General features: G+C 73.1%; 25 protein-coding genes and 1 pseudogene. 10 read left to right on the plus strand and 16 right to left on the minus strand.

From position 1 onward, the window contains the following. Positions 1 to 3 precede the first annotated feature (3 nt). On the minus strand, positions 4 to 645 hold the full coding sequence (locus ACGFZK_RS24390; RefSeq protein ID WP_393850979.1) for a TetR/AcrR family transcriptional regulator: 642 nt from the start codon (positions 643 to 645) through the stop codon (positions 4 to 6). A gap of 77 nt (positions 646 to 722) precedes the next feature. Between ACGFZK_RS24390 and ACGFZK_RS24395 the strand changes: the two genes are divergently transcribed. From ACGFZK_RS24395 to ACGFZK_RS24405, 3 genes are all read left to right on the plus strand, one after another. Beyond that, entirely contained in the window at positions 723 to 1,874 is a 1,152-nt protein-coding gene (locus ACGFZK_RS24395) for an acyl-CoA dehydrogenase family protein (RefSeq protein ID WP_393850980.1), read from the plus strand. A gap of 166 nt (positions 1,875 to 2,040) precedes the next feature. Further along, the gene (locus tag ACGFZK_RS24400; protein ID WP_393850981.1) at positions 2,041 to 2,328 is read left to right on the plus strand and encodes a YiaA/YiaB family inner membrane protein; all 288 of its coding nucleotides are present in this window, start codon (positions 2,041 to 2,043) and stop codon (positions 2,326 to 2,328) included. A gap of 96 nt (positions 2,329 to 2,424) precedes the next feature. Further along, positions 2,425 to 3,060, plus strand: coding sequence for a TetR/AcrR family transcriptional regulator (locus ACGFZK_RS24405; RefSeq protein WP_393850982.1), 636 nt, complete (start codon positions 2,425 to 2,427; stop codon positions 3,058 to 3,060). 12 nt (positions 3,061 to 3,072) lie between these two features. Here ACGFZK_RS24405 and ACGFZK_RS24410 read toward each other — a convergent pair whose 3' ends face one another. Continuing rightward, on the minus strand, positions 3,073 to 3,534 hold the full coding sequence (locus ACGFZK_RS24410) for a MaoC family dehydratase (RefSeq protein ID WP_393850983.1): 462 nt from the start codon (positions 3,532 to 3,534) through the stop codon (positions 3,073 to 3,075). A 130-nt stretch (positions 3,535 to 3,664) separates the two neighbouring features. On the opposite strand from ACGFZK_RS24410, the gene soxR reads away from it, so the two are divergent. Beyond that, entirely contained in the window at positions 3,665 to 4,108 is a 444-nt protein-coding gene (gene soxR, locus ACGFZK_RS24415; protein ID WP_393850984.1) for a redox-sensitive transcriptional activator SoxR, read from the plus strand. On the opposite strand, the gene ACGFZK_RS24420 is transcribed toward soxR, so the two are convergent. The 4 genes from ACGFZK_RS24420 to ACGFZK_RS24435 all read right to left on the minus strand — a co-directional run bounded on the left by ACGFZK_RS24420 (position 4,089) and on the right by ACGFZK_RS24435 (position 8,386). Then, complete coding sequence (locus ACGFZK_RS24420; protein WP_393850985.1) at positions 4,089 to 4,922, minus strand: 3-keto-5-aminohexanoate cleavage protein; 834 nt, start codon at positions 4,920 to 4,922, stop codon at positions 4,089 to 4,091. The two genes, soxR and ACGFZK_RS24420, sit on opposite strands and share 20 nt — an antisense overlap. Further along, positions 4,919 to 5,500: a hypothetical protein gene (locus ACGFZK_RS24425; protein WP_393850986.1), complete on the minus strand. Its 582-nt coding sequence runs from the start codon at positions 5,498 to 5,500 to the stop codon at positions 4,919 to 4,921. Before ACGFZK_RS24425 ends, ACGFZK_RS24420 begins: the two co-directional genes overlap by 4 nt. Before the next feature lie 95 nt (positions 5,501 to 5,595). After that, positions 5,596 to 6,990 (minus strand): serine-threonine protein kinase, encoded by a 1,395-nt coding sequence (locus ACGFZK_RS24430; RefSeq protein ID WP_393850987.1) that lies wholly within the window; start codon positions 6,988 to 6,990, stop codon positions 5,596 to 5,598. Positions 6,991 to 7,072: 82 nt separating this feature from the next. Then, positions 7,073 to 8,386, minus strand: coding sequence for an exo-beta-N-acetylmuramidase NamZ domain-containing protein (locus tag ACGFZK_RS24435; protein WP_393850988.1), 1,314 nt, complete (start codon positions 8,384 to 8,386; stop codon positions 7,073 to 7,075). A 95-nt stretch (positions 8,387 to 8,481) separates the two neighbouring features. Here ACGFZK_RS24435 and ACGFZK_RS24440 point away from each other — a divergent pair, with 95 nt between their 5' ends. The 3 genes from ACGFZK_RS24440 to ACGFZK_RS24450 all read left to right on the plus strand — a co-directional run bounded on the left by ACGFZK_RS24440 (position 8,482) and on the right by ACGFZK_RS24450 (position 11,707). Continuing rightward, positions 8,482 to 9,246, plus strand: coding sequence for an SDR family oxidoreductase (locus ACGFZK_RS24440; protein WP_393850989.1), 765 nt, complete (start codon positions 8,482 to 8,484; stop codon positions 9,244 to 9,246). After that, on the plus strand, positions 9,231 to 11,033 hold the full coding sequence (locus ACGFZK_RS24445) for a class I adenylate-forming enzyme family protein (RefSeq protein WP_393850990.1): 1,803 nt from the start codon (positions 9,231 to 9,233) through the stop codon (positions 11,031 to 11,033). Before ACGFZK_RS24440 ends, ACGFZK_RS24445 begins: the two co-directional genes overlap by 16 nt. Positions 11,034 to 11,101: 68 nt before the next feature. Next, a complete protein-coding gene (locus ACGFZK_RS24450) occupies positions 11,102 to 11,707 on the plus strand; it encodes a TetR/AcrR family transcriptional regulator (protein ID WP_189973680.1) in 606 nt (201 codons plus the stop codon). A gap of 79 nt (positions 11,708 to 11,786) precedes the next feature. On the opposite strand, the gene ACGFZK_RS24455 is transcribed toward ACGFZK_RS24450, so the two are convergent. From ACGFZK_RS24455 to ACGFZK_RS24495, 9 genes are all read right to left on the minus strand, one after another. Then, positions 11,787 to 12,044, minus strand: a complete 258-nt coding sequence (locus tag ACGFZK_RS24455; protein ID WP_393850991.1) for a hypothetical protein — start codon at positions 12,042 to 12,044, stop codon at positions 11,787 to 11,789. 73 nt (positions 12,045 to 12,117) lie between these two features. Continuing rightward, positions 12,118 to 13,317 carry a S8 family serine peptidase gene (locus tag ACGFZK_RS24460; protein WP_393850992.1) on the minus strand — a complete coding sequence of 400 codons (1,200 nt, stop codon included), beginning with the start codon at positions 13,315 to 13,317 and terminating at the stop codon, positions 12,118 to 12,120. Positions 13,318 to 13,506: 189 nt separating this feature from the next. Then, complete coding sequence (locus ACGFZK_RS24465; RefSeq protein WP_393850993.1) at positions 13,507 to 14,739, minus strand: acyl-CoA dehydrogenase family protein; 1,233 nt, start codon at positions 14,737 to 14,739, stop codon at positions 13,507 to 13,509. A gap of 11 nt (positions 14,740 to 14,750) precedes the next feature. Then, positions 14,751 to 15,800, minus strand: a complete 1,050-nt coding sequence (locus ACGFZK_RS24470; RefSeq protein WP_393850994.1) for a phosphotransferase family protein — start codon at positions 15,798 to 15,800, stop codon at positions 14,751 to 14,753. Between the two features lie 132 nt (positions 15,801 to 15,932). After that, on the minus strand, positions 15,933 to 16,844 hold the full coding sequence (locus ACGFZK_RS24475; RefSeq protein WP_393850995.1) for an MBL fold metallo-hydrolase: 912 nt from the start codon (positions 16,842 to 16,844) through the stop codon (positions 15,933 to 15,935). 96 nt (positions 16,845 to 16,940) lie between these two features. Beyond that, positions 16,941 to 17,237, minus strand: a complete 297-nt coding sequence (locus ACGFZK_RS24480) for a hypothetical protein (protein ID WP_393850996.1) — start codon at positions 17,235 to 17,237, stop codon at positions 16,941 to 16,943. A gap of 106 nt (positions 17,238 to 17,343) precedes the next feature. Beyond that, on the minus strand, positions 17,344 to 17,661 hold the full coding sequence (locus ACGFZK_RS24485; RefSeq protein ID WP_393850997.1) for a DUF202 domain-containing protein: 318 nt from the start codon (positions 17,659 to 17,661) through the stop codon (positions 17,344 to 17,346). Further along, on the minus strand, positions 17,658 to 18,056 hold the full coding sequence (locus ACGFZK_RS24490; RefSeq protein ID WP_393850998.1) for a YidH family protein: 399 nt from the start codon (positions 18,054 to 18,056) through the stop codon (positions 17,658 to 17,660). The genes ACGFZK_RS24485 and ACGFZK_RS24490 overlap by 4 nt, the downstream gene beginning before the upstream one ends. Before the next feature lie 9 nt (positions 18,057 to 18,065). After that, the gene (locus tag ACGFZK_RS24495; protein ID WP_393850999.1) at positions 18,066 to 18,587 is read right to left on the minus strand and encodes an NUDIX hydrolase; all 522 of its coding nucleotides are present in this window, start codon (positions 18,585 to 18,587) and stop codon (positions 18,066 to 18,068) included. A gap of 85 nt (positions 18,588 to 18,672) precedes the next feature. On the opposite strand from ACGFZK_RS24495, the gene ACGFZK_RS24500 reads away from it, so the two are divergent. After that, on the plus strand, positions 18,673 to 20,328 hold the full coding sequence (locus tag ACGFZK_RS24500) for an FAD-binding dehydrogenase (RefSeq protein ID WP_393851000.1): 1,656 nt from the start codon (positions 18,673 to 18,675) through the stop codon (positions 20,326 to 20,328). 33 nt (positions 20,329 to 20,361) lie between these two features. Here the strand turns inward: ACGFZK_RS24500 and ACGFZK_RS24505 are convergent. After that, positions 20,362 to 20,757 (minus strand): annotated as a pseudogene (locus ACGFZK_RS24505) (ASCH domain-containing protein). Positions 20,758 to 21,124: 367 nt separating this feature from the next. Between ACGFZK_RS24505 and ACGFZK_RS24510 the strand changes: the two are divergent. Together ACGFZK_RS24510 and ACGFZK_RS24515 are read left to right on the plus strand one after the other, a co-directional pair. After that, positions 21,125 to 22,072: a hypothetical protein gene (locus ACGFZK_RS24510; RefSeq protein ID WP_393851001.1), complete on the plus strand. Its 948-nt coding sequence runs from the start codon at positions 21,125 to 21,127 to the stop codon at positions 22,070 to 22,072. Positions 22,073 to 22,172: 100 nt separating this feature from the next. Next, positions 22,173 to 23,744: an APC family permease gene (locus ACGFZK_RS24515; protein WP_393851002.1), complete on the plus strand. Its 1,572-nt coding sequence runs from the start codon at positions 22,173 to 22,175 to the stop codon at positions 23,742 to 23,744. Positions 23,745 to 23,791 lie beyond the last annotated feature (47 nt).

Here is a 23,791-nt window from a genome sequence, read left to right on the forward strand (position 1 = left end):
GCGTCACGCGGTCTCCTCCGACGCCTCGTACTGGAGGGCGAGCCCGTCCAGCAGCGCCGCCAGGCCCGTCTCGAAGGCGCCCTCGTCCACCTCGTGCTGCCGTTCGGCCAGCAGGTGGGCCTGGCCCAGGTGCGGGTAGTCCGCCGGGTCGTACGCCGCGCGGTCGTCCACGAAACCCCGGGCGAACGAGGCCACCGCCGAGCCCAGGATGAAGTACCGCATCAGCGCGCCGATCCGGGTCGCCTGCGCCGGGGACCACCCGGCCTCCGTCATCGCCCCGAACACCGCGTCCGCCAGCCGGAGCCCGGCCGGCCGGCGGCCCGGCCCGCGCGCCAGCACCGGCACGATGTTCGGGTGGTCCGCCAGAGCGTCCCGGTACGAATGCGCCCACGCGTGCAGGGCCGCCCGCCAGTCCCGGCCGTCGTCGAACATCGACAGGTCGACCCGCGCGCTCACCGAGTCCGCCACCGCGTCCAGGATCTCGTCCTTGGTGCGGAAGTGGTTGTAGAGCGAGGGCCCGCTGACCCCGAGCGCGGCCGCCAGCCGTCGCGTCGACACCGCCTCCAGCCCCTCCGCGTCCACCAGGGCGCCGGCCGCCTCGACGATGCGGTCCCGGCTGAGAAGGGGCTTGCGCGGTCTGGCCATGCGCCACATAGTAGGGCCTGCCCGCCATAAACTACCGGTGCTAGTTAAAGGTGCCGATCCCGCCCCGGAGGTGCCCGGTGAATCTGGAGCTGAGCGAGGAACAGAGCGCCGTCCGCCGGCTCGCCCGCGAGTTCACCGAGCGCGAGGTCGTCCCGTACGCCGCCGAGTGGGACCGCGCCGAGAGCGTGGACCGGGCCATCGTGAAGAAGCTGGGCGCGCTCGGCTTCCTCGGTCTGACCGTCCCCGAGGAGTACGGCGGCTCCGGCGGCGACCACCTCGCCTACGTCCTGGTCACCGAGGAGCTCGGACGCGGCGACTCCGCCGTGCGCGGGATCGTCTCCGTCTCCCTCGGCCTGGTCGCCAAGACCATCGCCGCCTGGGGCACCGAGGAGCAGAAGCGCGCCTGGTTGCCCCGCCTGTGCTCCGGCGACGCACTGGGCTGCTTCGGCCTGACCGAGCCCGGCACCGGCTCCGACGCCGGCAGCCTCACCACCCGCGCCGTGCGCGAGGGGGGCGCGTACGTCCTCGACGGCAGCAAGATGTTCATCACCAACGGCACCTGGGCCGACGTGGTGCTGCTCTTCGCCCGCACCGGGGAGGAGCCCGGCCACCGCGGGGTCTCCGCCTTCCTCGTCCCCACCGACACCCCGGGTCTGACCCGCCGCGAGATCCACGGCAAACTCGGCCTGCGCGGCCAGGCCACCGCCGAACTGGTCCTCGACGGCGTCCGCGTACCCGCCTCCGCGATGCTCGGCCCCGCGGGCAAGGGCTTCTCGGTCGCCATGTCCGCCCTCGCCAAGGGCCGGATGTCGGTCGCCGCCGGCTGCGTCGGCATCGCCCAGGCCGCCCTGGAGGCCGCGCTCTCCTACGCCGCCCAGCGCGAGCAGTTCGGCAAGCCGATAGCCCATCACCAGCTGGTCCAGGAGCTCATCGCCGACATCTCGGTCGACGTGGACGCGGCCAGGCTGCTGACCTGGCGGGTCGCCGACCTCATCGACCGCGGGCAGTCCTTCGCCACCGAGTCCTCCACCGCCAAGCTCTTCGCCTCCGAGGCCGCCGTGCGCGCCGCGAGCAACGCCCTCCAGGTGCACGGCGGCTACGGCTACATCGACGAGTACCCGGCGGGCAAACTGCTGCGCGACGCCCGCGTGATGACCCTGTACGAGGGCACCAGCCAGATCCAGAAACTGCTCATCGGCCGTGCCCGCACCGGGGTTTCCGCCTTCTGAGGCCCCCTGGCCCGCTGCCCCCTGGCCTGCGCCGCCCCCTGGCCTGCTGCCCCCGGACGCCCCCTGGGGCCCCTGCGGTCTTCCGGGACCCGTGAGGTCCGGCTGAGTACCCCACATGAGTACGCGTGCGGATGTGCTCGACCGTGTTCCGCCGGATGCTCGACCCATGAACGAGACACCGGTCAAGCAGCAGAGCACGGGGGCGTACTACGGCCAGGCCGTCGCCTCCTTCGGCATCGCCATCGGCGCCGTGGCCGTGGGGATCTACAACCTGGAGGCGAACGGCTGGGTCCGGGCCTTCCTCGGCATCGCGGTCCTGTACCTCACCACCTCGGCCTTCACCCTCGCCAAGGTGATCCGCGACCGCCAGGAGGTCGGGCAGATCGTCAGCCGGGTGGATCAGGCCAGGATGGAGAAGATGATGGCCGAGTTCGATCCCTTCGCGCCGAAGTAGCCGCCTCGACGGGGCCCGGCGCGCTCGACAACGCTAAGCGCTTGCTCACCCTCCGGTAGGGTGTTCACTTCCACACGGCGAAGAGGTGAGTGAGCGATGGACAGCGCGGAGGATACGGTCGACGGCTACCGGCCGTGGTCCGAGGTCACCCCCGACGCCGCACGGCGGCTGCTCGTCGCCGCCGTCGACGCCTTCGCCGAGCGCGGGTACCACGCCACCACCACACGTGACATCGCGGGCCGTGCCGGTATGAGTCCGGCCGCGCTCTACATCCACTACAAGACCAAGGAAGAGCTGCTCCACCGGATCAGCCGGATCGGCCACGACAAGGCGCTGGAGATCCTGACCATCGCCGCCGACGGTCCCGGCAGTGCCGCCGACCGGCTCGACGCCGCCGTCCGGTCCTTCGTACGGTGGCACGCGGCGCACCACACCACCGCGCGCGTGGTCCAGTACGAGCTCGACGCCCTCGCTCCGGAGCACCGCTCCGAGATCGTGGCGCTGCGCCGGCAGAGCGACGCCGCCGTGCGCCGCATCCTCGCCGAGGGGGTGGCCGCGGGGGAGTTCGACGTCCCCGACGTGCCGGGCACCACGCTCGCCGTCCTGTCGCTGTGCATCGACGTGGCTCGCTGGTTCAGCGCGGCCGGACAGCGCACGCCCGACGAGGTCGGCGGACTCTACGCCGACCTCGTGCTCCGCATGGTGGGTGCGCGGCCCGCCCCCCGGAAGTAGCGGTCGGCAGGATCAGAAGTAGTAGCGCGACACCGACTCCGCCACGCACACCGGCTTGTCGCCGCCCTCGCGTTCGACCGTGACCGTCGCCGTGACCTGTACGCCGCCGCCCGCCTCCGTGACCTCGGTGATCACCGCGGTGGAGCGCAGCCGCGAACCGACGGGCACCGGCGCCGGGAAACGCACCTTGTTCACCCCGTAGTTGAGACCCATCCGCATGCCCTCGACCCGCATGATCTGCGGCACCAGGCTGGGCAGCAGGGACAGCGTCAGATAGCCGTGCGCAATGGTGGAACCGAAGGGTCCGTCCGCCGCGCGCTCCGGGTCCACGTGGATCCACTGGTGATCGCCGGTGGCGTCCGCGAAGAGGTCGATCCGCTTCTGGTCCACCTCCAGCCACCCGCTGGGGCCGAGCGGTTCGCCGATCCCGGCGTGCAGCTCCTCGGCGGACGTGAAGACCCTCGGTTCGGCCATGCCCTGCTCCTGTCTCTCACGGACGCTCTCACGGACGCCCTCGCGGACGGCTGACGGACGAATAAGCGCTTGCTCAGCATGCTGGGGGCCGTATGCGTATGTCAACGGACCTCCGACTACGCTCGGCCGGGTGCCGCAGATTCCCGAAAAAATCCACGAGCTCACCGTCGGTCAGCTGTCCGCCCGTAGCGGCGCGGCCGTCTCCGCGCTCCACTTCTACGAGTCCAAGGGCCTGATCAGCAGCCGCCGCACCTCGGGCAACCAGCGCCGCTACACCCGCGACGCGCTCCGCCGGGTGGCCTTCGTCCGCGCCGCCCAGCGCGTGGGCATCCCGCTGGCAAGCATCCGCGAGGCCCTGGCCCAGCTCCCCGAGGAGCGCACCCCCAACCGCGAGGACTGGGCCCGCCTCTCCGAGGCCTGGCGCGCCGAACTCGACGAGCGCATCAGCCGGCTCGGCCGCCTCCGCGACCACCTGACGGACTGCATCGGCTGCGGCTGCCTGTCGATGGAGAACTGCGCGCTGTCCAACCCGGACGACGTCTTCGGCGAGCGGCTCACCGGCTCGCGGCTGTAGGGGGTGCAGGGGGTGCCGGGGATGCAGGAGGTGCAGGAGGTGGAGGAGCTGTCTGCGCCAGCATGTCCCGGGCCGCCGCCACCAGTTCCGCGTTCGACCGCGCCGGCTGCCCGTCGGGCAGGTGCGTCACGTCCCCCACGCCGGTCCGTACGCCCGTACCGCACCGCGCGGCCAGCCGCAGCACCGGCCAGGCGGCCGCGTCCCGCCCGTACAGCAGCACCGGTACGGGCGGCAGCCCGCGCAGTCCCGCCACCAGGGCCGGATCGGCCGACGCGAGCTCGGCCGAGAGCCGGACCCGGCCGGGCTCGCGCACCGGCCAGGCCAGGAAGCGGGCCAGTGGCTGCGGCCCGGCACCGCCACCCAGCGGCACCACCGCGTCCACCGCAACCCCCCGGGCCAGCAGGGCCCGGGCCAGCTCCCCGGCCCCCGGCTCCCCGAAGTGCACCAGCGCCCGGTCCGGCAGCACCGTCCACGAAGCCACCCGCTCCAGCCGCGCCGCGGGATCGGGTTCGGCCGCGATGCTCGCCGGTACCGTCAGCGCTACGCCGACCCCCGCGCGCCGCAGCACCTCCAGTACCGGCCCGACCACCCGTGGCGAGAGGCTCTCGCCTCCGCACGGGGTCCGCGGGTGCACCAGCACCTCCCCGGCCCCGGCGGCCACCGCCGCCAGCGCCGACTCCGCCAGCGCCTGCGGCGACATCGGCACGGCCGGGCCGTCCGTGGCGCCCCGCGAGCCGTTCACCGCCACCTGCAGCGAAACCCGCAGCGAACCCGGCAGCGAACCCTGCACCTCCACCGGTGGCGATGCCCTCACGCGGCCCCCGCCGCCGGGATGTCCGCCAGGGCCGGTCTGGGCACCACGATCCCGCAGCCCGCGCACACCGGCCCGTCCCAGGCCAGCGCCCCCGCCCAGGGGCCGACCGGAGCCACCTGCGGCCAGCGCAGTTCGGGGTCCCCGCAGACCGGGCACGCCGAGCCGGGCTCCGACTCCAGCGCCCGCACCAGCCTGCGAAGCACCTCGCCCAGCGTCCCCTCCGGCCGAACCCCCGGATCCGCGCACCGCACCACCGCGTCCCCGCTCCCGCCCCACGCCCATTCCGGGCGGCGCAGCCCGTGGTGCTTCTCCCGCCGGCGCCGCTCCGCGAACGTGCGCTCGTACTCCAGCCAGACCGCCCGCGCGTCCTCCAGCTCCTCCAGCGCGGCGACCAGCCGCAGCGGATCCGCCCCCCGGTCCTCGGGCGCGATCCCGTGCCGGTCGCACAGGTGCCACCACGTGGCCCGGTGCCCGTACGGCGCGAACCGCTCCAGGCAGCGGCGCAGCGAATGGCGCCGCAAGGCCCGGTCATTGCGCGCGTCGCGCACCTGGTAGGCCAGACTCCGGAATCCCGCCATCACACCATCACCTCCGCCGATGTGCCCAACATGCCCGGTCGGAGGCAGGCGCATGCGGGGGCGGTCGAGGCGTGCGGGTGGCACATGGCCAGAACTCAGCGCCCCATGCGCCCCGCAGCCACCACCACCCGGGCCAGTTCCTCGTGGCAGATATCGCTGTGCGCCCCCGACGGGGCACCGCCGCGCCGGACCACGGAGCCCGCGTCCACGCTGACGCAACCGGCTGCGGGCACCCCCTCGCGCAGGACGGAGTCGAGGGTCAGCCGGGGCGCGCCCGGGACCGCCTGGACCCCGTCGTGCCCGATGGCGCCCCACCGCTCGTCGAAACCCAGCAGACCGGCCGAATCCCCTGCCATCCGGGAGGCCAGCGGGTAGAAGACCCTGAGCGCCGAGTCGTGCGGGGAGTGGCAGGCGACCACCGGCCCGTCGACCCTGCGCTGGAGCCCGCGCAGGGCGCCGCCGCTGCCCTTGTCGTGCGGCAGCCGGTCGGCGAACGCGTAGTGGGAGAAGGCCCCCTGGAGCAGGGTCACGGATTTCACGTAGCGGGCCCGCTCCGGCACCGCGCGCAGCGCGAAGGACACCACGCGCGCCCCGAAGCTGTGCCCGATCAGATGGAACCGCAGCGCCGGGCGGGCGGCGGCCAGCTCGGTCAGCACCGGGCCGAGACCGCGTTCGCCGACGACGCCCGCCCGCTTCTTCATCTTGTAGTAAGCGGCCTGCCGCAGGAGCTCCTTGGCGCCGCCCCACAGGCCGCGCAGCCCGCCGCCGGCCGCGAGACCCGGACCGCCGGCGTCCGCCGGGGCGGGGGCGCCCGCCCGGACCAGGGCGACGGACAGGGCCCGGCACACCTCCAGCACATCCCGCGTGAAGATCGCGGGGACCTCCGGAGCGACGGCCGCCGGTACCGCGTCCACCCCCGCCAGCTCGCGTACGAGGGCGCCGAACTCGATGAAGGCGGCAGCCGAGTCCGGCCGCTCCTCCAGCAGTTCGGCCGCCCGGTCCAGCTCTGCCCGCCGCTCCGGCCAGAACTCCGCGAGCGCCCGGCGGGTGAGGGGGTCCAGCGCGCTGCCGAAGGCGGGTTCGGGGAGGGCGCCGGGCGGGTCGAAGTCGGGTATCGGCTCGTCGGAGAACCGCATCGCGGGCCAGACGACACCCACGTAGCCCAGGCGCACCCCCGACCCCACCAGTCCCGGGAAGGGGGCGAAGAACCGGTCGTAGAGCCGTGTCGCCGTGGACCGGTCGCTGTTCCAGCCGTGCGCGAAGACCAGTACGTCCGTGGCCTCCATCCGGGCCACCGTCCCCTGCGTGACCCGGTCCACGTCCCCCTCGGAGTCGAAGGTGAGCTCGGCGTACGGCCCGACCCCGATGGCGCTCCCGACCCCGAGCCCGCCCCTGACATCGAGCCCGCCGCCGAGCCCGCCGCCGAGCCCGATCGCACCTCCGAGCCCGCTTCCGCCTCCGACCCCGTATCCGCCACCGATGTCCGCCATGACGCCCCCTCCACGCCGTGCCTACGGTGCAGTCAGCATCCTGCTGCTGCGCGCGCCCGGCCAGCCCCCCGACGCGGCCGGCTCACGGATAGAGCAGGTACCCCTCGCGCACCCCCGCGAAGCGTGCCAGCCCCGCCGCCCAGTCGCCCGCCACCTCGTCCACGCCCGCCCCCGCGTCCACCAGCGTCCGCACCCGGTCCGAGCCGGTCAGCCGGTCGATCCAGTGGTCCGCCCGCCAGCCGAAACCGCTCCACGCCCGCCGCGCCGTGATCAGCAGCCCGATCCCGGCCCGTACCGGGTCGAAGGCCTCCCGGTCGTGCACGATCAGCCGGACCCCGCCGCACAGCTTCCCCACGTGCTTGGAGAACGTCGGCGTGAAGTACGCCTCCCGGAACCACACCCCGGGCAGCCCCAGCGCGTTCGCGGCCTGCGCCCACCGTCGGTCGATCCCCTCCGCGCCCACCACCTCGAAGGGCGTGGTCGTCCCGCGCCCCTCGGAGAGGTTCGTCCCCTCGAACAGGCAGGTGCCGGCGTACGCGAGGGCGGTGTCCGGGGTCGGCATGTTCGGGCTCGGCGGCACCCAGGGCAGCCCCGTCTCCCCGAAGAACGACTCCCGCCGCCACCCGGACATCGCCACCGTCCGCAGCCGGACCGGCTTGTCCGTCAGGAACTCGCCGTTGAACAGCCGGGCCAGCTCGGCCGCCGTCATCCCGTGCGCGAGGGCGATCGGCTCCCGGCCGACGAAGCTCGCGTACGGGCGCTCCAGTACCGGCCCCGCGGCCCGCCGGCCGCCCACCGGGTTCGGCCGGTCCAGCACCACCACCGCCTTGCCGGCGAGCGCGGCCGCGCGCATGCAGTCGTAGAGGGTCCAGATGTAGGTGTAGAAGCGCGCCCCGACATCCTGGATGTCGAAGACGACGGTGTCGATCCCGGCCGCCGTGAACACGTCCGCGAGCCGCTGCCCGCTCTTGTCGTACGTGTCGTACACCGGCAGCCCGGTCGCCGGGTCCCGGGAGGCACCCTCGGAGCCGCCCGCCTGCGCCGTCCCGCGGAAGCCGTGCTCGGGCCCGAACACCGCGACCAGGTCGACCCGTTCGTCCGCGTGCAGTACGTCGACCAGGTGCCGGGCGTCGGCGGTGATCCCGGTGGGGTTGGTGACGACCCCGACCTTCTGTCCGGCCAGCGCGGCGTATCCGCCCGCGGCGAGCCGTTCGAAGCCGGTGCGCACCCGGGCGGCCGCCCCTGGGGTCCCGGTGGCCACTGTCGTCCCTGCGGTACCCACCGTCCCTGTGGCGGGCGCGGTCCCGACGGCCCCTGCCATCCCTGCGGACCCGACCGCTCCCGCCGATCCGATGGCCCCCGCCAGCCCCAGCACCCCGCGTCGCGACAGCGTCATCCCGCCACGCTATGAGGCGCACCCCTTTCCTCCGGACATACCGACTGGTTAGTCTGCCCACGATCCGGCATCCGGCCGCACGAGAGGTGGACCCCGTGAGCGCGTACCAGAACCAGCGAGTCGTCGTCACCGGAGCGGGCGGCGGCATCGGCGCCGCCCTCGCGCACCGCTTCGCGGCCGAGGGCGCCACGGTGGTGGTCAACGACCTCGACCCGCTCAAGGCCGCCGCCGTCGCGGACGCCATCGGAGGCCGGGCGATCCCGGTAGCGGGCGACGCCTCGGCGGTCGTGGCCGAGGCCCGCGAGGCCCTCGGCGGGACGGTCGACGTCTACTGCGCCAACGCCGGCCTCGCCTCGGGCGGCGACGCCTTCGCCGACGAGGCCGTCTGGGAAGCGGCCTGGGACACCAACGTCATGGCCCACGTCCGCGCCGCCAGACTGCTGCTGCCGGACTGGCTGGAGCGGGGGAGGGGCCGGTTCGTGTCCACCGTCTCGGCCGCCGGACTGCTGACCATGATCGGGGCGGCCCCGTACAGTGTCACCAAGCACGGTGCGCTCGCCTTCGCAGAATGGCTCTCGCTGACCTACCGCCACCGGGGTGTCGAGGTCCACGCCATCTGCCCGCAGGGAGTGCGCACCGACATGCTGACCGCCGCGGGCTCGGCGGGCGAACTCGTACTCGCGCCGACCGCGATCGAGCCGGAAGCGGTCGCGGACGCGCTGTTCGACGGCATGGAGAAGGGCCGATTCTTGATCCTGCCGCACCCCGAGGTCGCCGACTTCTACGCCGCCCGCGCCACCGAGCCGGACCGCTGGCTGAGCGGAATGAACCACCTCCAGCAGAAATGGGAGACCCGGTGACCTCGTCCCAGACCTCCCAGACCTCCCGGCCTTCGCAGGCCCCGCGCGCCTCCCTGTACGCCGCCAAGCCATGGCTCGGGCTGCTCGCGGCGGCCCAGCGGGCGCCCGTCGCCCCGCCGCCCACCGTGCTGCACGCCTTCCGCGAGGCCGTCGCCCGGGCCCCCGAACGCACCGCGCTGGCCTACTTCGACGGCCGGATCGGTTATGCGGAGGCGGACGCGCTGTCCGACGCCGTCGCCGGTCACCTCGCGGCGCGGGGCGTCCGTCGCGGGGACCGGGTCGCGGTCATGCTGCAGAACACCCCGCACTTCGTGCTCGCCGTCCTCGCCGCCTGGAAGGCCGGCGCCGTCGTCGTCCCGCTCAACCCCATGTACAAGTCCGGCGAGGTCGCGCACATCCTCGGCGATTCCGGGGCCGCCGCGCTGGTCTGCGACGGCCGCGCGTGGACGGCGTACCTGCGCGAGGCCGTGCGGGACAGCGCCGTACGGACCGTGCTGACCGCATCGGACCTGGACTTCCAGACGCGCAACGATCCCCGGCTCTTCGGCCCGGCGGCGGACCGGGCCACGGCCCCCGCCCGGCCGGTCGTGCCCGCCCAGGCGGACGCGCCGGACGCGGTGGCCGGCCGGGAGCATCCGGCCGGCCCGGACGCCGCCGACCTCGCCACCGCCGACCTCTTCACCGTGGCCCGCGGCAGGCGACCCGCGCCGCACGACCCGGGCCTCACCGCCGCCGACACCGCCCTCATCAGCTACACCTCCGGCACCAGCGGCACCCCCAAGGGCGCGATGAACCCGCACGGCGCGCTCACGTACAACGCCGTCCGGCAGGTGACCTCCCACCCCCTCCCCGAGGGCGCCACCTACTTCGCCCTCGCGCCCCTCTTCCACATCACCGGCATGGTCTGCGAGCTCGCCGCGTGCCTCGCCAACGCCGGCACCCTGGTCCTCGCCCACCGCTTCGATGCCGGCGCCGTCCTCGACGCCTTCCTCGAACACCGCCCCGCCTACGCCGTCGGCCCCGCCACCGCCTTCATGGCCCTCGCCGCCCACCCCGGCGTCACCCCGGACCACTTCGCCTCGTTCCAGGTGATCTCCTCCGGCGGCGCCCCGCTCCCGCCCGCGCTCGTCGAGCGCCTGCGCAGCGCCTTCGGCTTCTACCTCCGCAACGGCTACGGCCTCACCGAGTGCACCGCCCCCTGCGCCACCGTGCCCGTGCACCTCGAAGCTCCCGTCGACCCCGCCTCCGGCACCCTCGCCGTGGGCCTGCCCGGCGCCGACACCGTGGTGCGCATCCTCGACGAGCAGGGCGCCGAGGTCCCCTTCGGCGAGACCGGAGAGATAGCCGTCCGCGGCCCGCAGGTGGTCCCCGGTTACTGGGGCCTGCCCGCGGACACCGCCAAGGCCTTCCCGGACGGCGAACTGCGCACCGGGGACGTCGGATTCATGGACCCGGACGGCTGGCTCTACGTCGTCGACCGCAAGAAGGACATGATCAACGCCTCCGGCTTCAAGGTGTGGCCGCGGGAGGTCGAGGACGTGCTCTACACCCACCCCGCCGTCCGCGAGGCCGCCGTCGTCGGCGTCCCGGACGAGTACCGCGGAGAGAGCGTGAAGGCGTACGTGAGCCTGCGTCCCGGCGCCTCGGCCGAGCCGCAGGAGCTCTCCGCCTACTGCGCCGAGCGCATCGCCGCGTACAAATACCCGCGCCAGGTCGAGATCCTGCCTGTTCTTCCGAAGACGACCAGTGGCAAGATCCTGCGACGGGAACTGCGCGATCGAGGCTGAAAACAGTCGGACGGTCGTACAGCTGGTCGCAGTGACCAGGCAGGAACGAGGAAGGGAAGGTCAGCGCCATGGCGGCCAGGACCACGGAACCCGCAGGCACGCACGAGGCCCCGGTACCGCAGCGGCTGCTGGCCGTCGCCACCCGGCTGTTCGCCGAGCGCGGCTACGACCGCACCTCGGTGCAGGAGATCGTCGAGGCGGCCGGCGTCACGAAGGGTGCGCTCTACCACTACTTCGGCTCCAAGGACGACCTGCTGCACGAGGTGTACGCGCGGATGCTGCGGCTCCAGCAGCAGCGCCTGGACGCGGTGGCCGACTCCGACGCGCCCGTCGAGGAGCGGTTGCGCGCCGCGGCCGCCGACGTGGTCGTCACCACCATCGAGAACCTCGACGACGCGATGATCTTCTTCCGGTCGATGCACCAGCTCAGCCCGGAGAAGTTCAAGCAGGTACGGGCGGAGCGCCGGCGCTACCACGAGCGCTTCCGGGCGCTGGTGGAGGAGGGGCAGCGTACGGGGGTGTTCTCCAGCGCCACCCCCGCCGACCTGGTGGTGGACTACCACTTCGGGTCCGTCCACCACCTGTCCACCTGGTACCGGGCGGACGGCCCGCTCACGCCGCAGCAGGTCGCCGATCACCTCGCCGACCTGCTGCTGCGCGCACTGCGTCCCTAGGGATGTCTTGCCGATCAGCCCGGAGCCGCTCCGAGAGTCCCCCCGGGCCCCCGGAGCGCCTTCCGCCGGGAGATACGGCTCAGTACGTGATCTCCTCGCCGCTGGAGGTCCAGAACCGCGCGTAGCCCGGTTCGCTGCCCGGAACCCAGTGCGGCTCCACGACCGTCAGCCGCCCCGGCTCGTGGCAGAGCATCGGGGCGAGCTGTGGTCCGGGGCTGTAGTCGGGCCATGCGACGAGGATGTGGTCACCAGGTTCGAGAACCACCTCCCAGGCAAGCGGTTCGAACCACGCGCTCAACGGGCCGGGCCCGTCTGCGGCCACCCTGAAATGGATCACGAGGCGGAGCATACGGGGCTCCGGCCCGCAGGGTCCGGGGGGCCGCCCGCCGGGCGGACCCCCGGACCGCCGACTACGGAGCCACCTTCAGCAGCTTGTTCGCCGTGCCCGACGACGGGTTGGTGACGGCTCCCGAGGTGGCCGCCCCCGTCAGGGCCGCAGCTGTCTGGGCCGGGGTCGAGGACGGGTGACCGGCCAGGTAGACCGCCGCGGCGCCCACCACGTGCGGGGTGGCCATGGACGTGCCGGAGATGGTCTTCGTCCCGGTGTCGCTGTCGTTCCAGGCGGACGTGATGTCCGAGCCCGGCGCGTACAGGTCCACCACGGCGCCGAAGTTGGAGAACGAGGACTGCGCGTCGTCGATCGTGCTCGACGCGACCGTGATCGCCTCCGTGACCCGCGACGGCGAGCCCTGCCCGGCGTCGGCCGATTCGTTGCCCGCCGCCACGGCGAAGGTGACGCCCGAGGCGATGGCCCGGCGCACCGCCTCGTCGAGCGCCTCGTCGGCGCCGCCGCCCAGGCTCATGTTGGCCACCGAGGGCCCCGAGTGGTTCTGCGTGACCCAGTCGATCCCGGCGACCACCTGCTCGGTGGTGCCGGAGCCGTTGTCGTCCAGCACGCGCACCGCGACCACCTTCGCCTTCTTGGCGACGCCGTGCGCGGTACCCGCGATGGTGCCGGCCACGTGCGTGCCGTGGCCGTTGCCGTCGTCGGCGCTGTCGTCGTTGTCGACCGCGTCGAAGCCGGACGTCGCGCGGCCGCCGAAGTCCTTGTGGGTGGTGCGGACGCCGGTGTCGATGACGTACGCCGTCACCCCCTCGCCGCCGCTGTCGGGGTAGTTGTACTTCTTGTCGCCCGCCTGCGCGGTCTGGTCGATCCGGTCCAGCCCCCACGACGGCGGGTTGGGCTGGGTGGCGTTGATGGTGAACTTCTTGTTCTGTACGACCTTGCCGACGGCCGGGTCCGCGGCGAGCCGCTTCGCCTCGGTCTCGCTCAGGCCCGAGGCCGAGAAGCCGTTGACCCCGGAGCCGTAGGAGCGCTTCAGCTCGCCCCCGTACTTGCGGGCGAGCTGTTCCTTGTTCGCGGATGCGTCGAGTATGACGACGTAGCTCCCGCTGATCGCGCCGGGTGCGCCGAGGCCGTACACCGTGCCTTCGGCCGGTGCCGCAGCCCCCGCGAAGGGGCTGGCCAGCAGGGTCACGGCGGCCGCTGCGGCGGCTCCCGTGCCCACTGCGACGTACCTGAAACGGCGCGAGCGCTTGTGAGTTGCCATCTGGAGGGTTCTCCTCATGTTGACGTGTGGGGCGTCAGACCTTCTGGAGAACCCTGTTCCGATTGACAGGCGCAAATCAAGAACACCTTGGCGTTGCGGGGTTATTCAACAAGCTTTCTTAAAGGGTCCCCCGCATCCCCTTCACTTCGCACACAGGTCCGTACGAACTCCTGCACGATTCCCGCACGTTCACGGCCGGCCGGCCGCGTAGGCCTTCAACTCCCGCCGCGCCAGCGACCGCTGGTGCACCTCGTCCGGGCCGTCGGCCAGCCGCAGGGTCCGCGCCGCCGCCCACAGTTCGGCCAGTGGGAAGTCCTGGCTCACCCCGCCCGCGCCGTGCAGCTGCACCGCGTCGTCGAGGATCCGCACCACCGCCCGCGGCGTCGCGATCTTGATGGCCTGGATCTCGGTGTGTGCGCCCCGGTTCCCGGCCGTGTCCATCAGCCAGGCCGTCTTCAGCACCAGCAGCCGCAGCTGCTCCACCGTGACCCGGGCGTCGGCGATCCAGTTCTGTACGACGCCCTGGGCGGCCAGCGGCCTGCCGAAAGCGGTACGTTCCACCGCGCGCCGGCACATCAGCTCGATGGCCCGCTCCGCCATGCCGATCAGCCGCATGCAGTGGTGGATGCGGCCCGGGCCGAGCCGGGCCTGGGCGATGGCGAAGCCGGTGCCCTCCTCGCCGATCAGGCTCGCCGCCGGGACCCGGGCGCCGTCGAAGACCACCTCCGCGTGGCCGCCGTGGTCGTGGTCCTCGTAGCCGTACACCGTCATCGCCCGGCGCACCTCGACTCCGGGGGTGTCGCGCGGCACCAGGATCATCGACTGCTGGCGGCGCGGGTCGGCGCCCTCCGGGTCGGTCTTGCCCATCACGATGAAGATCCTGCAGTCCGGGTTCATCGCCCCGGAGATGAACCACTTGCGGCCGGTGACCACGTACTCGCGACCGTCCGCCGAGCGCTCGATACGGGTTTCGATGTTCGTGGCGTCCGAGGAGGCCACCTCGGGCTCGGTCATCGCGAACGCGGAGCGGATGTCCCCGGTCAGCAGGGGCTCCAGCCACTGCTTCTTCTGCTCCTCGTTCCCGAACTGGGCGAGCAGCTCCATGTTCCCGGTGTCCGGGGCCGCGCAGTTGGTGGCCATCGGCGCCAGGTGCGGGCTGCGGCCGGTGATCTCGGCGAGCGGCGCGTACTGGAGGTTGGTCAGCCCGGCGCCGTACTCGGCATCCGGGAGGAAGAGGTTCCACAGGCCCTGGCGGCGCGCCTCGGCCTTCAGTTCACCGAAGACGGCCGGGGAATCCCAGGGCGAGGCCAGCCGTGCGCGCTGCTCGGCGGCGACGGGCTCCGCCGGGTAGACGTACTCCTCCATGAACGCGAGCAGCCGCTCGCGGAGTTCCTCGGTCCGGGCGTCGAATGCGAAATCCATGGGTGAGTGCCTCAGCCTTCCTGGGGGTCCTGGCGGTCCTGGAGAGTGGTCAGTCCGTGCTCGATGAAGACCGGGACCAGCTCGCCGATCCGGTCGAAGCCCGCCCCGACGGTCTGTCCCAGCGTGTAGCGGTAGTGGATGCCTTCGAGGATCACGGCGAGCTTGAACCAGGCGAAGGCCGTGTACCAGGCGATCGCCCCGGTGTCCCGGCCCGAGCGGGCGGCGTACCGCTCGACGAGCTCGGCCGGCGCCGGATGGCCCGGCGCCCCGCTCGTCGTACTGACCGGTGATCCGGTCAGGCCCAGGTCCGAGCTGTACATCACGAGCAGTCCGAGGTCGGTCAGCGGATCCCCGAGCGTGGACATCTCCCAGTCCAGCACCGCCCGGATGCTGTCGTCCGGGCCGCCGATCAGGACGTTGTCGAGCCGGAAGTCCCCGTGCACCACGGTCGGGGCGGGGGAGTCGGGCAGCGTCCGGCCGAGCGCGGCGTGCAGCTCGTCGATCCCGGCGAGCTCCCGGCCCCGGGAGGCCGCGAGCTGCTTGCCCCAGCGGCGCAACTGCCGGTCGAGGAAGCCCTCGGGCCGGCCGAAGTCGCCCAGGCCCACCGCCGCCGGGTCCACCGCGTGCAGCTCGACCAGGGTGTCCACCAGGCCCAGCACCGCCCGCCGGGTGCGCTCCGGGCCGAGCGCGGTGAGCTGCCCGGCCGTCCGGTACGGGACCCCCTCCACGTACTCCATGACGTAGAACGGCGCCCCGAGCACGGCCTCGTCCTCGCACAGCAGCAGCGGCTCGGGCACCGGAACGGCCGTGCCGTGCAGGGCCGCGATGACCCGGTGTTCGCGCCGCATGTCGTGCGCGGTGGCCAGGACGTGGCCGAGCGGCGGCCGGCGGACCACCCAGCGGGCGGTTCCGTCGGTGATCTCGTACGTGAGATTCGACCGGCCGCCCTCGATCAGCCGGCCGCGCAGCGGACCGGCCACGAGTCCCGGCCTTGCCCGGTCGAGATGACCGCGCAGTCGCTCCAGATCCAGGCCGCGTGGGTCGGCCGGGGCTGAGGTCATGGGTGCGTACCTCCGTGCGAGTCGACGAGCAGAAGAGCGACGGTGCGTCGGACACCGTCGCAAGCCATCATGCCGACCAGTCGGTATGTCGTCCAGAGCGCGGACGGAAGGAAATCCTTCCGCCCGGCCGTCTCAGGCGTGACAGAGGATCGGCGTTCCGCCGTTCATCACGGTCATGTCCGTCAAGACGGCGAGTATGTCCAGCGGCGCGCCCTCCGGCTCCCCGGCCAGTTCCGCGTACGCCCGGTGCACGTTCGCCACCAGCCGCTCGCTCTCCCGCCAGGCGGCGAACTCGCCGAGATCGGCCTGCCGGGCCACCTCCAGCGGGGACAGCCCCTTCGCTCGCCCCTCCCGGGCGAGTTCGGCCACGTACCGCAGGTAGCGCTCGGTGGAGTCGTAGGCCGAGGGGTCGGTCAGGGGCCCGTGGCCCGGTACGACGGTCTCCGCGTCCAGCGCGCGCAGCAGTTCCAGCGCCCGCAGCGAGCCGGCGAGGGAGCCCATGGCCAGGAACGGGGTCCCTCCGGAGAAGATCAGGTCGCCGGTGAAGACCACCCGCTGCCCGGGCAGCCACACGACCGAGTCCCCGGTGGTGTGCGCGACGCCCGGGTGGATGACCTGCACCTCGGTCGCGCCGACGTGCAGGGTCGCCCGGTCGCTGTAGGTGAGGTCGGGTGCGACGATGCCGATCGCGCCGAAGTCCGTGGCGGGCCAGATCATCTCGAGCTGGTGCCCGGCGGCGAGCTGCTCGGAGCGCGCGTTGTCGTGCCCGAGGATCAGCGCCCCGGGGGCGAAGACGCCGTTGCCGTACGTGTGGTCGCCGTGGTGGTGGGTGTTGACCACGGTGCGGGGGAGCGGCGCCCCGGCGGCCACGACCGCCTCGCGCAGGGCCAGGGCCCGCCGCTCGGTGGCGGCGGTGTCCACGAGCAGGGTCCGGCCCCCGCCGGTCACGAATCCGGCGTTGTTGAGGCACCAGCCGCCGTCCGGCTGGACGTAGGCGTACACCCCGGGCGCGGGCTGGACGAGGTACGGCTCTTCGACGGACATCTGCGCTCTCCCCGGGTCGCTTGACGAACGGTCGGCATCCTGCCAGCCGTCGCCGCGCCGGGGGAGGGCGGGTGCCGCTCCCGACGGGACCTTCGGTCAGTGGTCGTCGTAGTGTCCGTCGTGCTCCGCGTGCCGGTGCCCGTCGTGCAGGTAGTCCACGTGGTCGCCGTGCCGGACCGACTCGTGCCCGCAGCCCGAGCCGTGCGCGTGTCCGTGGTCGTCGTGCGTGGTGTGCCCGCTGGGCTCGCACTCGTCCCAGTGCCCCGAGTGCTCCCGGTGCAGATGGCCGTCGTGGGCGTAGTCGACGTGGTCGCCGTGCGAGACCGCCTGGTGCCCGCAGTCCGCGCCGTGGGTGTGCTGGTGCGTGGGGTGTTCGTGGTGCAGGGTCGTCATGGCGCTGAGGTTAGTGTGGATTGTCGGGTATCGCCCGTTGTGTCGCAGTGGCGCGGCGAAGCGCGATCATCACACCGGCGGCTCGGCCGGCACGCGCACCGGCGGCTCAGACGATCAGCGGCATCGCGAGAACCGCCAGCGCCAGCGTGCACGCCACCACCGCCAGCGCCGCCCGCGGCGCGAGCACCCGCGGCCGCCCCGCCGCCAGCGCCCGGATCCGCCGGTGGGCCACCCACAGGAACGCCAGCCAGATCAGCGCGATGGCCGCCGCCCCGACCACCTCTACCGGCGCGCCGGACCCGCGCAGCGCCTGCCGCACCGCCAGTACCGCCACCACCGAGGACGCCAGCGTCGTACGCCGCCACGCGAGCCGGGTCCGCTCGGGCTGCAGCCCGGCGTCGCGGTCCCTGCCCGGGGCACTCACCGCCCCGTCGTCCAGCCCAGTGCCACGACCACCATCATCGCCACCGCCACCAGCCCCACGCCCAGGCTCAGCAGCACCGGGAACCGGGACACCGGCAGGTCCTCGCCCCGCCGCATGGCCCGCTCGCACCGGACCCAGTGGTTCACCGCCCGCAGCGCACAGGCCGCACCCACCGCGAGCAGCGCGAAGGCCATCCCGACCCGGATCCCCCAGCGCAGGTCCGGCAGGAACTGGTCGACGGCGAAGCCGCCGCCCACCAGGGCCAGCGAGGTGCGGATCCAGGCGAGGAAGGTCCGCTCGTTGGCCAGCGAGAAGCGGTAGTCGGGGGTCTCGCCCTCGTCCCTCAGCCGCGAGGGTGCGAACCAGAGGCGCACGTCCTTGACGAAGTCGATCACCCGACAAATCTACTGGCGGGAGCGGGTATGCGCGCGCAGCCGCCGGTAGGCCTCCAGCCCGTCCGGTACCCAGGCCCACTCCCCGTCGGCCACCCGCCGGTCCAGCTCCTCCTGCGTGAGGTGGGTGTGCCAGTCGACCTCCGAGGCCTGCGGGGCCACCGGCAGCTCGCACCGCACCTCGTGCACGTACGACCACCAGGCCCCGCCCGGGCCCTCGTACAGGAACTTGAACAGGGGCGTCGGCTGCGCCAGCCCCCACACCCCCAGTTCCTCCTCGGCCTCGCGCAGCGCTGCCTGCGCGTAGCTCTCGCCGGCGCCCAGCACCCCGCCCACGAACATGTCGTAGTACGAGGGGAAGACAAGCTTCGAGGCGGTCCGCCGGTGCACGAAGATCCGCCCCTCCGCGTCCCTGACCTGCACGAACGCGCAGCGGTGGATCAGTCCCCGCGCGTACACCTCGCCCCGCGGGGCCTGCCCGGTGACCCGGTCGTCCCGGTCCACCACGTCCAGCACTTCATCAGCGGCACTCATACAGGTCATCCAATCACCGCTGTTGACTGGTTACCGCTCCGTAGCCAAGGATCTGCCCCACCACCGACGGAGGACGGGTAACCGCATGACGTACGACGCAGACGTGATCGTGATCGGAGCCGGGCTCGCGGGGCTCGTGGCCACCGCCGAGCTCGTTGACGCGGGCCGCAAGGTCATCCTGCTCGACCAGGAGCCCGAGCAGTCGATCGGCGGCCAGGCCCACTGGTCCTTCGGCGGCCTGTTCTTCGTGAACTCGCCGGAGCAGCGCCGGATGCGGATCAAGGACAGTCACGCCCTCGCCCTCCAGGACTGGCTGGGCACCGCCGGATTCGACCGCGAGGAGGACGCCTGGCCGCGCCGCTGGGCGGAGGCCTACGTCGACTTCGCGGCCGGCGAGAAGCGTTCCTGGCTGCACGCGCAGGGCGTCCGCTTCTTCCCGGTGGTCGGCTGGGCGGAGCGCGGCGGCTACGACGCCAACGGCCACGGGAACTCCGTCCCCCGCTTCCACATCACCTGGGGCACCGGCCCCGGCCTGGTCGAGCCCTTCGAGCGGCGCGTCCGGGCGGGCGCGGCCCGCGGCCTGGTCCGCTTCGCGTTCCGCCACCGCGTCACCGGGCTCTCCGCCACGGCCGGCGCGGTGGACACCGTGACGGGCGAGATCCTGGAACCCTCCGGGGCCGTACGGGGCGCCGCGAGCAGCCGCGAGGCCACCGGGACCTTCTCCCTGCGGGCCCAGGCGGTGATCGTCACCAGCGGCGGCATCGGCGGCAACCACGACCTCGTCCGCGCGCAGTGGCCCGAACGGCTCGGCACACCGCCGCAGCGGCTGCTCTCCGGGGTCCCGGCGCACGTGGACGGTCTGATGCTCGGCATCGCGGAGCGGGCGGGCGCCAGCCACATCAACAAGGACCGGATGTGGCACTACACCGAGGGGATCCAGAACTGGGACCCGATCTGGGCCCGGCACGGCATCCGCATCCTGCCCGGCCCCTCCCCGCTGTGGCTGGACGCGACGGGCAAGCGGCTGCCCGTACCGCTCTTCCCGGGCTTCGACACCCTCGGCACGCTCGACCACATCATGCAGACCGGCCACGACCACACCTGGTTCGTGCTCAACGAGCGCATCATCGGCAAGGAGTTCGCCCTCTCCGGCTCCGAGCAGAACCCGGACCTCACCGGCAAGTCGGTGCGCGACGTCTTCACCCGCGCCCGCCAGGCCGTACCCACCCCGGTCAGGGCCTTCATGGACCGCGGAGCCGACTTCGTCGTCGAGCGGGACCTGTCCGCACTGGTCCGCGGAATGAACGCGGTCACCAAGGAGGACCTCCTCGACGAGGCCACCGTCCGGGGCGAGATCGTGGCCCGCGACCGGGAGATCGCCAACCCCTTCACCAAGGACCTCCAGGTCACGGCCATCCACGGGGCCCGCAGGTACCTCGGCGACAAGCTGATCCGCACGGCCGCCCCGCACCGGATCCTGGACCCCAAGGCCGGGCCGCTCATCGCGGTGCGGCTCTCGATCCTGACCCGCAAGTCCCTGGGCGGACTGGAGACCGACCTCTCCTCGCGGGTCCTGACCGGCTCCGGCGAACCGCTGCCGGGCGTCTACGCGGCCGGCGAGGCGGCCGGATTCGGCGGCGGCGGGGTGCACGGCTACCGCGCCCTGGAGGGCACCTTCCTCGGCGGGTGCATCTTCTCGGGCCGGGCGGCGGGCCGCGCCGCCGCCCAGGCCGTCGGCTGACGGGCACCCGCCCGCGAAACCCGTACGGCGCCGTCAGACCAGCCGTTCGGTGACCCGGAACGGCTCCGCGATGACGAGGGTGTCGTCATCGACCGTGAACCCCGGGTCACCGATCGCCCCGCGCACCGGATCGCTGTGCCAGAACTCCTCGTGTGCCGTACGTCATTCGGCCACCGACGTGAAACCCTCGCCCTCGTCGAGCGCGTGCCGCAGCCCGACGTCCCCGAGCCGGAGCACCTCCAGGGCGGTCACCTCCACCACCGCCACCCCGCGCTCCGCGGAATCGACCAGCAGGGACCGGGCGCCGGGCTCCGGGAGTGGCTCGTCCTCGGCCCCGTACTCCGCGAGCAGGCCGGTGGTGCTGGTCTTCGCCCCGCTCAGCACGGCCGCGACCAGCTGATCGCGCAGCGGACCGGGGAAGCCCAGCAGATACGGGGGAAGCCCAGCAGATACGGGGGAAGATCATCGCAGGCGGTCATGCGGCCACCCCACGAGAGCGCACAGACACCTCCGGAACGGTACCGATCACCCAACTCGCACCCTCGTCGCAGCAGTTGAAACCCGCCAGGCAGTGGACTGGACCTTGACGCGGAGCTGGGCGTACCGCTTTGCTGTGCGTGATCACCGGCGCGCTCACCGTCGCGATCCCCGGACCGACCCGCTCCACCCGGTTCACCCGCTCCACAGGTTCACCCGCTCCGCCCGGCCGAACCCCACGCGTGCGCCCTGCGCGAGTACCGGCCGCCGCTGAGCCCCGTCACCCTCGTCCGCCCGCGTCCTGGAGGGAAACCCGCGGATGTCCCCGCCTCCGCCGCCCCTCGGTCGTGCCCGCAAGCGGGACGCCCAGCTCTTCGACCCGGCCCTCTGCGACGCCGAACTCGTCGACGTACGCTCCCAGTTCACCCAGGGCCGGTGGTCCCGGGCCCGTTCCCTCCTCGTCGGCACCGGCGACGACTGGGACCGCCGCGGCCACCGCGTCGTCGTCCTCGCCCAGACCCCGGCGGCCACCGCCTGGGCCCGCGAGTGGCTGCTCGCCGAACCGGACAGCGCCGACGCCGCCACCCTCCTCGCCTGCGCCGCCGTCTTCACCGCCCTGCGCCACAAGGGCACCCCGGCCGCGGCCGAGGAGGCCTGCCGCCGGGCCGCCGGCCTGCTCCCGGCCGACCCCACCCCCTGGCTCGGGCTGCTCCTCCTCTCCCGCGCCTTCGGCAGCGAGGAAGAGTTCAGCCGCCACTTCGACCAGGTCCGGGCCCGCCACCGCGAGCACCACCACGCCCATCACCTGATGGTCGCCAAACTGGCCGAACGCGCCCTCGTCTCCGGCCAGGACCCGCTCCACGAGGTCTACGACTTCGCGTCCTGGGCCGCCGAGGAGTCCCCGGCCGACTCCCCGCTCGCCGTCCTCCCCGTCGTCGCGCACGCCGAGCGCTACCGGGTGCTCGCCGCCACGCACGGCCACTCGCCCGAGGCGGCCGCCGCCCACTGGGCCGGCCGCCGCGCCCGCCAGGTGCTGCGCGCCGCCTTCGACTGGTGGCTGGAGTGGGAGCGCGACGACCACCCGCGCAACCGGGTCGACCTGAACTTCCTCGCCCACGCCAAGCTCTGCGAGGGCCGCCCGGCCGAGGCCGCCGCCCTCTTCCACCGCATCGGCAGCCACGCCACCCGCGCCCCCTGGTCCTATCCGGACCGCGACCCGCAGAAGGCCTTCCTCGCCGCCCGCGGCGTCGCGCTCGGCACCGCCTGACCACGCGCCGCCCCCCGTAAAGGCCCCCGCAAAGCCCCCGAAAGAACCGCTCCGAAAGAACCGCCCCGAAAAGAACCGTGCCCCCCGAAAGGACGCCGCCATGCCGACGGGCAGATCCTCCACGCTCCAAGACCCGGCCGAGATCCGTACGTACAAGGGCCAGGACCGGGCCCTGCGCGCCGACCGCCTCGGTACCGCCGGCCTGCTGCTGTCCGTACTCGCCGCCAGCGCGCCCCTGATGGTCGTCGCCGGTGTCATGCCCACGACCTTCGGGGTCATGGGCATCGTCGGCCAGCCGCTGCTCTTCGTCATCCTCGGCGCCGTCCTCGCGCTCTTCAGCGTCGGCTACGCCGAGATGAGCCGCCACGTCCACAACGCCGGCGCCTTCTACGCGTACATCGCCCGCGGCCTCGGTCCCACCGCCGGCGCGGCCGCCTCGCTCGTCGCCCTCGTCGCGTACAGCGCCATGCAGGTCGGTGTCTTCGGCATCCTCGGCTTCGAGATATCCGGCCTCTTCGCCACCTATCTCGACATCGAACTGGCCTGGTGGATCCCGGCCCTGCTCGCCGTCGCCGTCACCGGGGCGCTCGGCTGGCTCAAGATCGACCTCAACGCCAAGGTCCTCGGGGTCCTCCTCCTCGTCGAGTGCGTCCTCGTCGTCGTCTTCGACGTCGCCGCCATCGCCGAGCCGGCCGCCGAAGGCCTCTCGCTCCACGCCTTCGACCCCGCGACCCTCGGAGGAGCCGGTTTCGGCACCGCCCTCTGCTTCTGCATCGCCGCCTTCGTCGGCTTCGAGCAGTCCCCGGTCTACGCCGAGGAGACCAGCAAGCCGCACATCGTCGTCTCGCGCGTGATGTTCCTCGCGGTCGGCTTCGTCGCCCTCTTCTTCGCCGTCAGCGCGTGGGCCCTCACCGTCGCCACCGGCCCCTCGGAGGTCGTCAGGACCGCCGGCGAGGCCGGCCCCACCCTGCTCTTCCAGCTCACCGAGGCCCGCCTCGGCGCCGCCTTCACCGACGTCCTGCACGTCCTCTTCGTGACCGGCATGTTCGCGGCCATGCTCAGCTTCCACAACGTGGTCGCCCGCTACGCCTTCGCCATGGGCCGCGAGGGCCTCCTCCCGGCCACCTTCGGACGCACCAACCCCGGCACCGGAGCCCCCGCCACCGGCTCCCTGCTGCAGACCGGCGTCGCCGCCCTCGTCGTGATCGCCTTCGCCCTCTCCGAGGACAAGGCACCCGCCGATCCCTCCCTCAAGGTGCAGCTGCCCGACCCCACCACCCCCGTCCTGCACCTGTTCACCTGGATGGGCAGCGTCGGCGCCCTCGGTGTGACCCTCCTCATGGCCGCCGCCTCCTTCGCCGTCATCGCCTTCTTCGTCCGCCGCGGCACCGCCGGCGCCCAGGTCTGGCGCCTCCTCGCGGCCGGCACCGCCGGTGTCGCCCTGCTCGCCATCGCCGTCTACACCGTCAAGGACTTCGGCGTCCTGGTCGGCGCCGAGAAGGGCTCCGCCCTCAGCTGGGTGCTGCCCGGCATCATCGGCGCCGCCGTCGTGACCGGCCTGGTCTACGGAGCCGTGCTGCGCCGCAGCCGCCCCGAGGTGCACGCCCGTATCGGCCTCGGAAACGAGGCCTTCCGCCTCGACCAGGCGGCGGAGGGCACCCCCGGCGACTGACCTCGCTTTCCAGCCCCTACGAAGCCCCCGACACCCGTTTCCAAGGT

Source organism: Streptomyces sp. NPDC048257 (assembly GCF_043201855.1).
Lineage (GTDB): Bacteria > Actinomycetota > Actinomycetes > Streptomycetales > Streptomycetaceae > Streptomyces.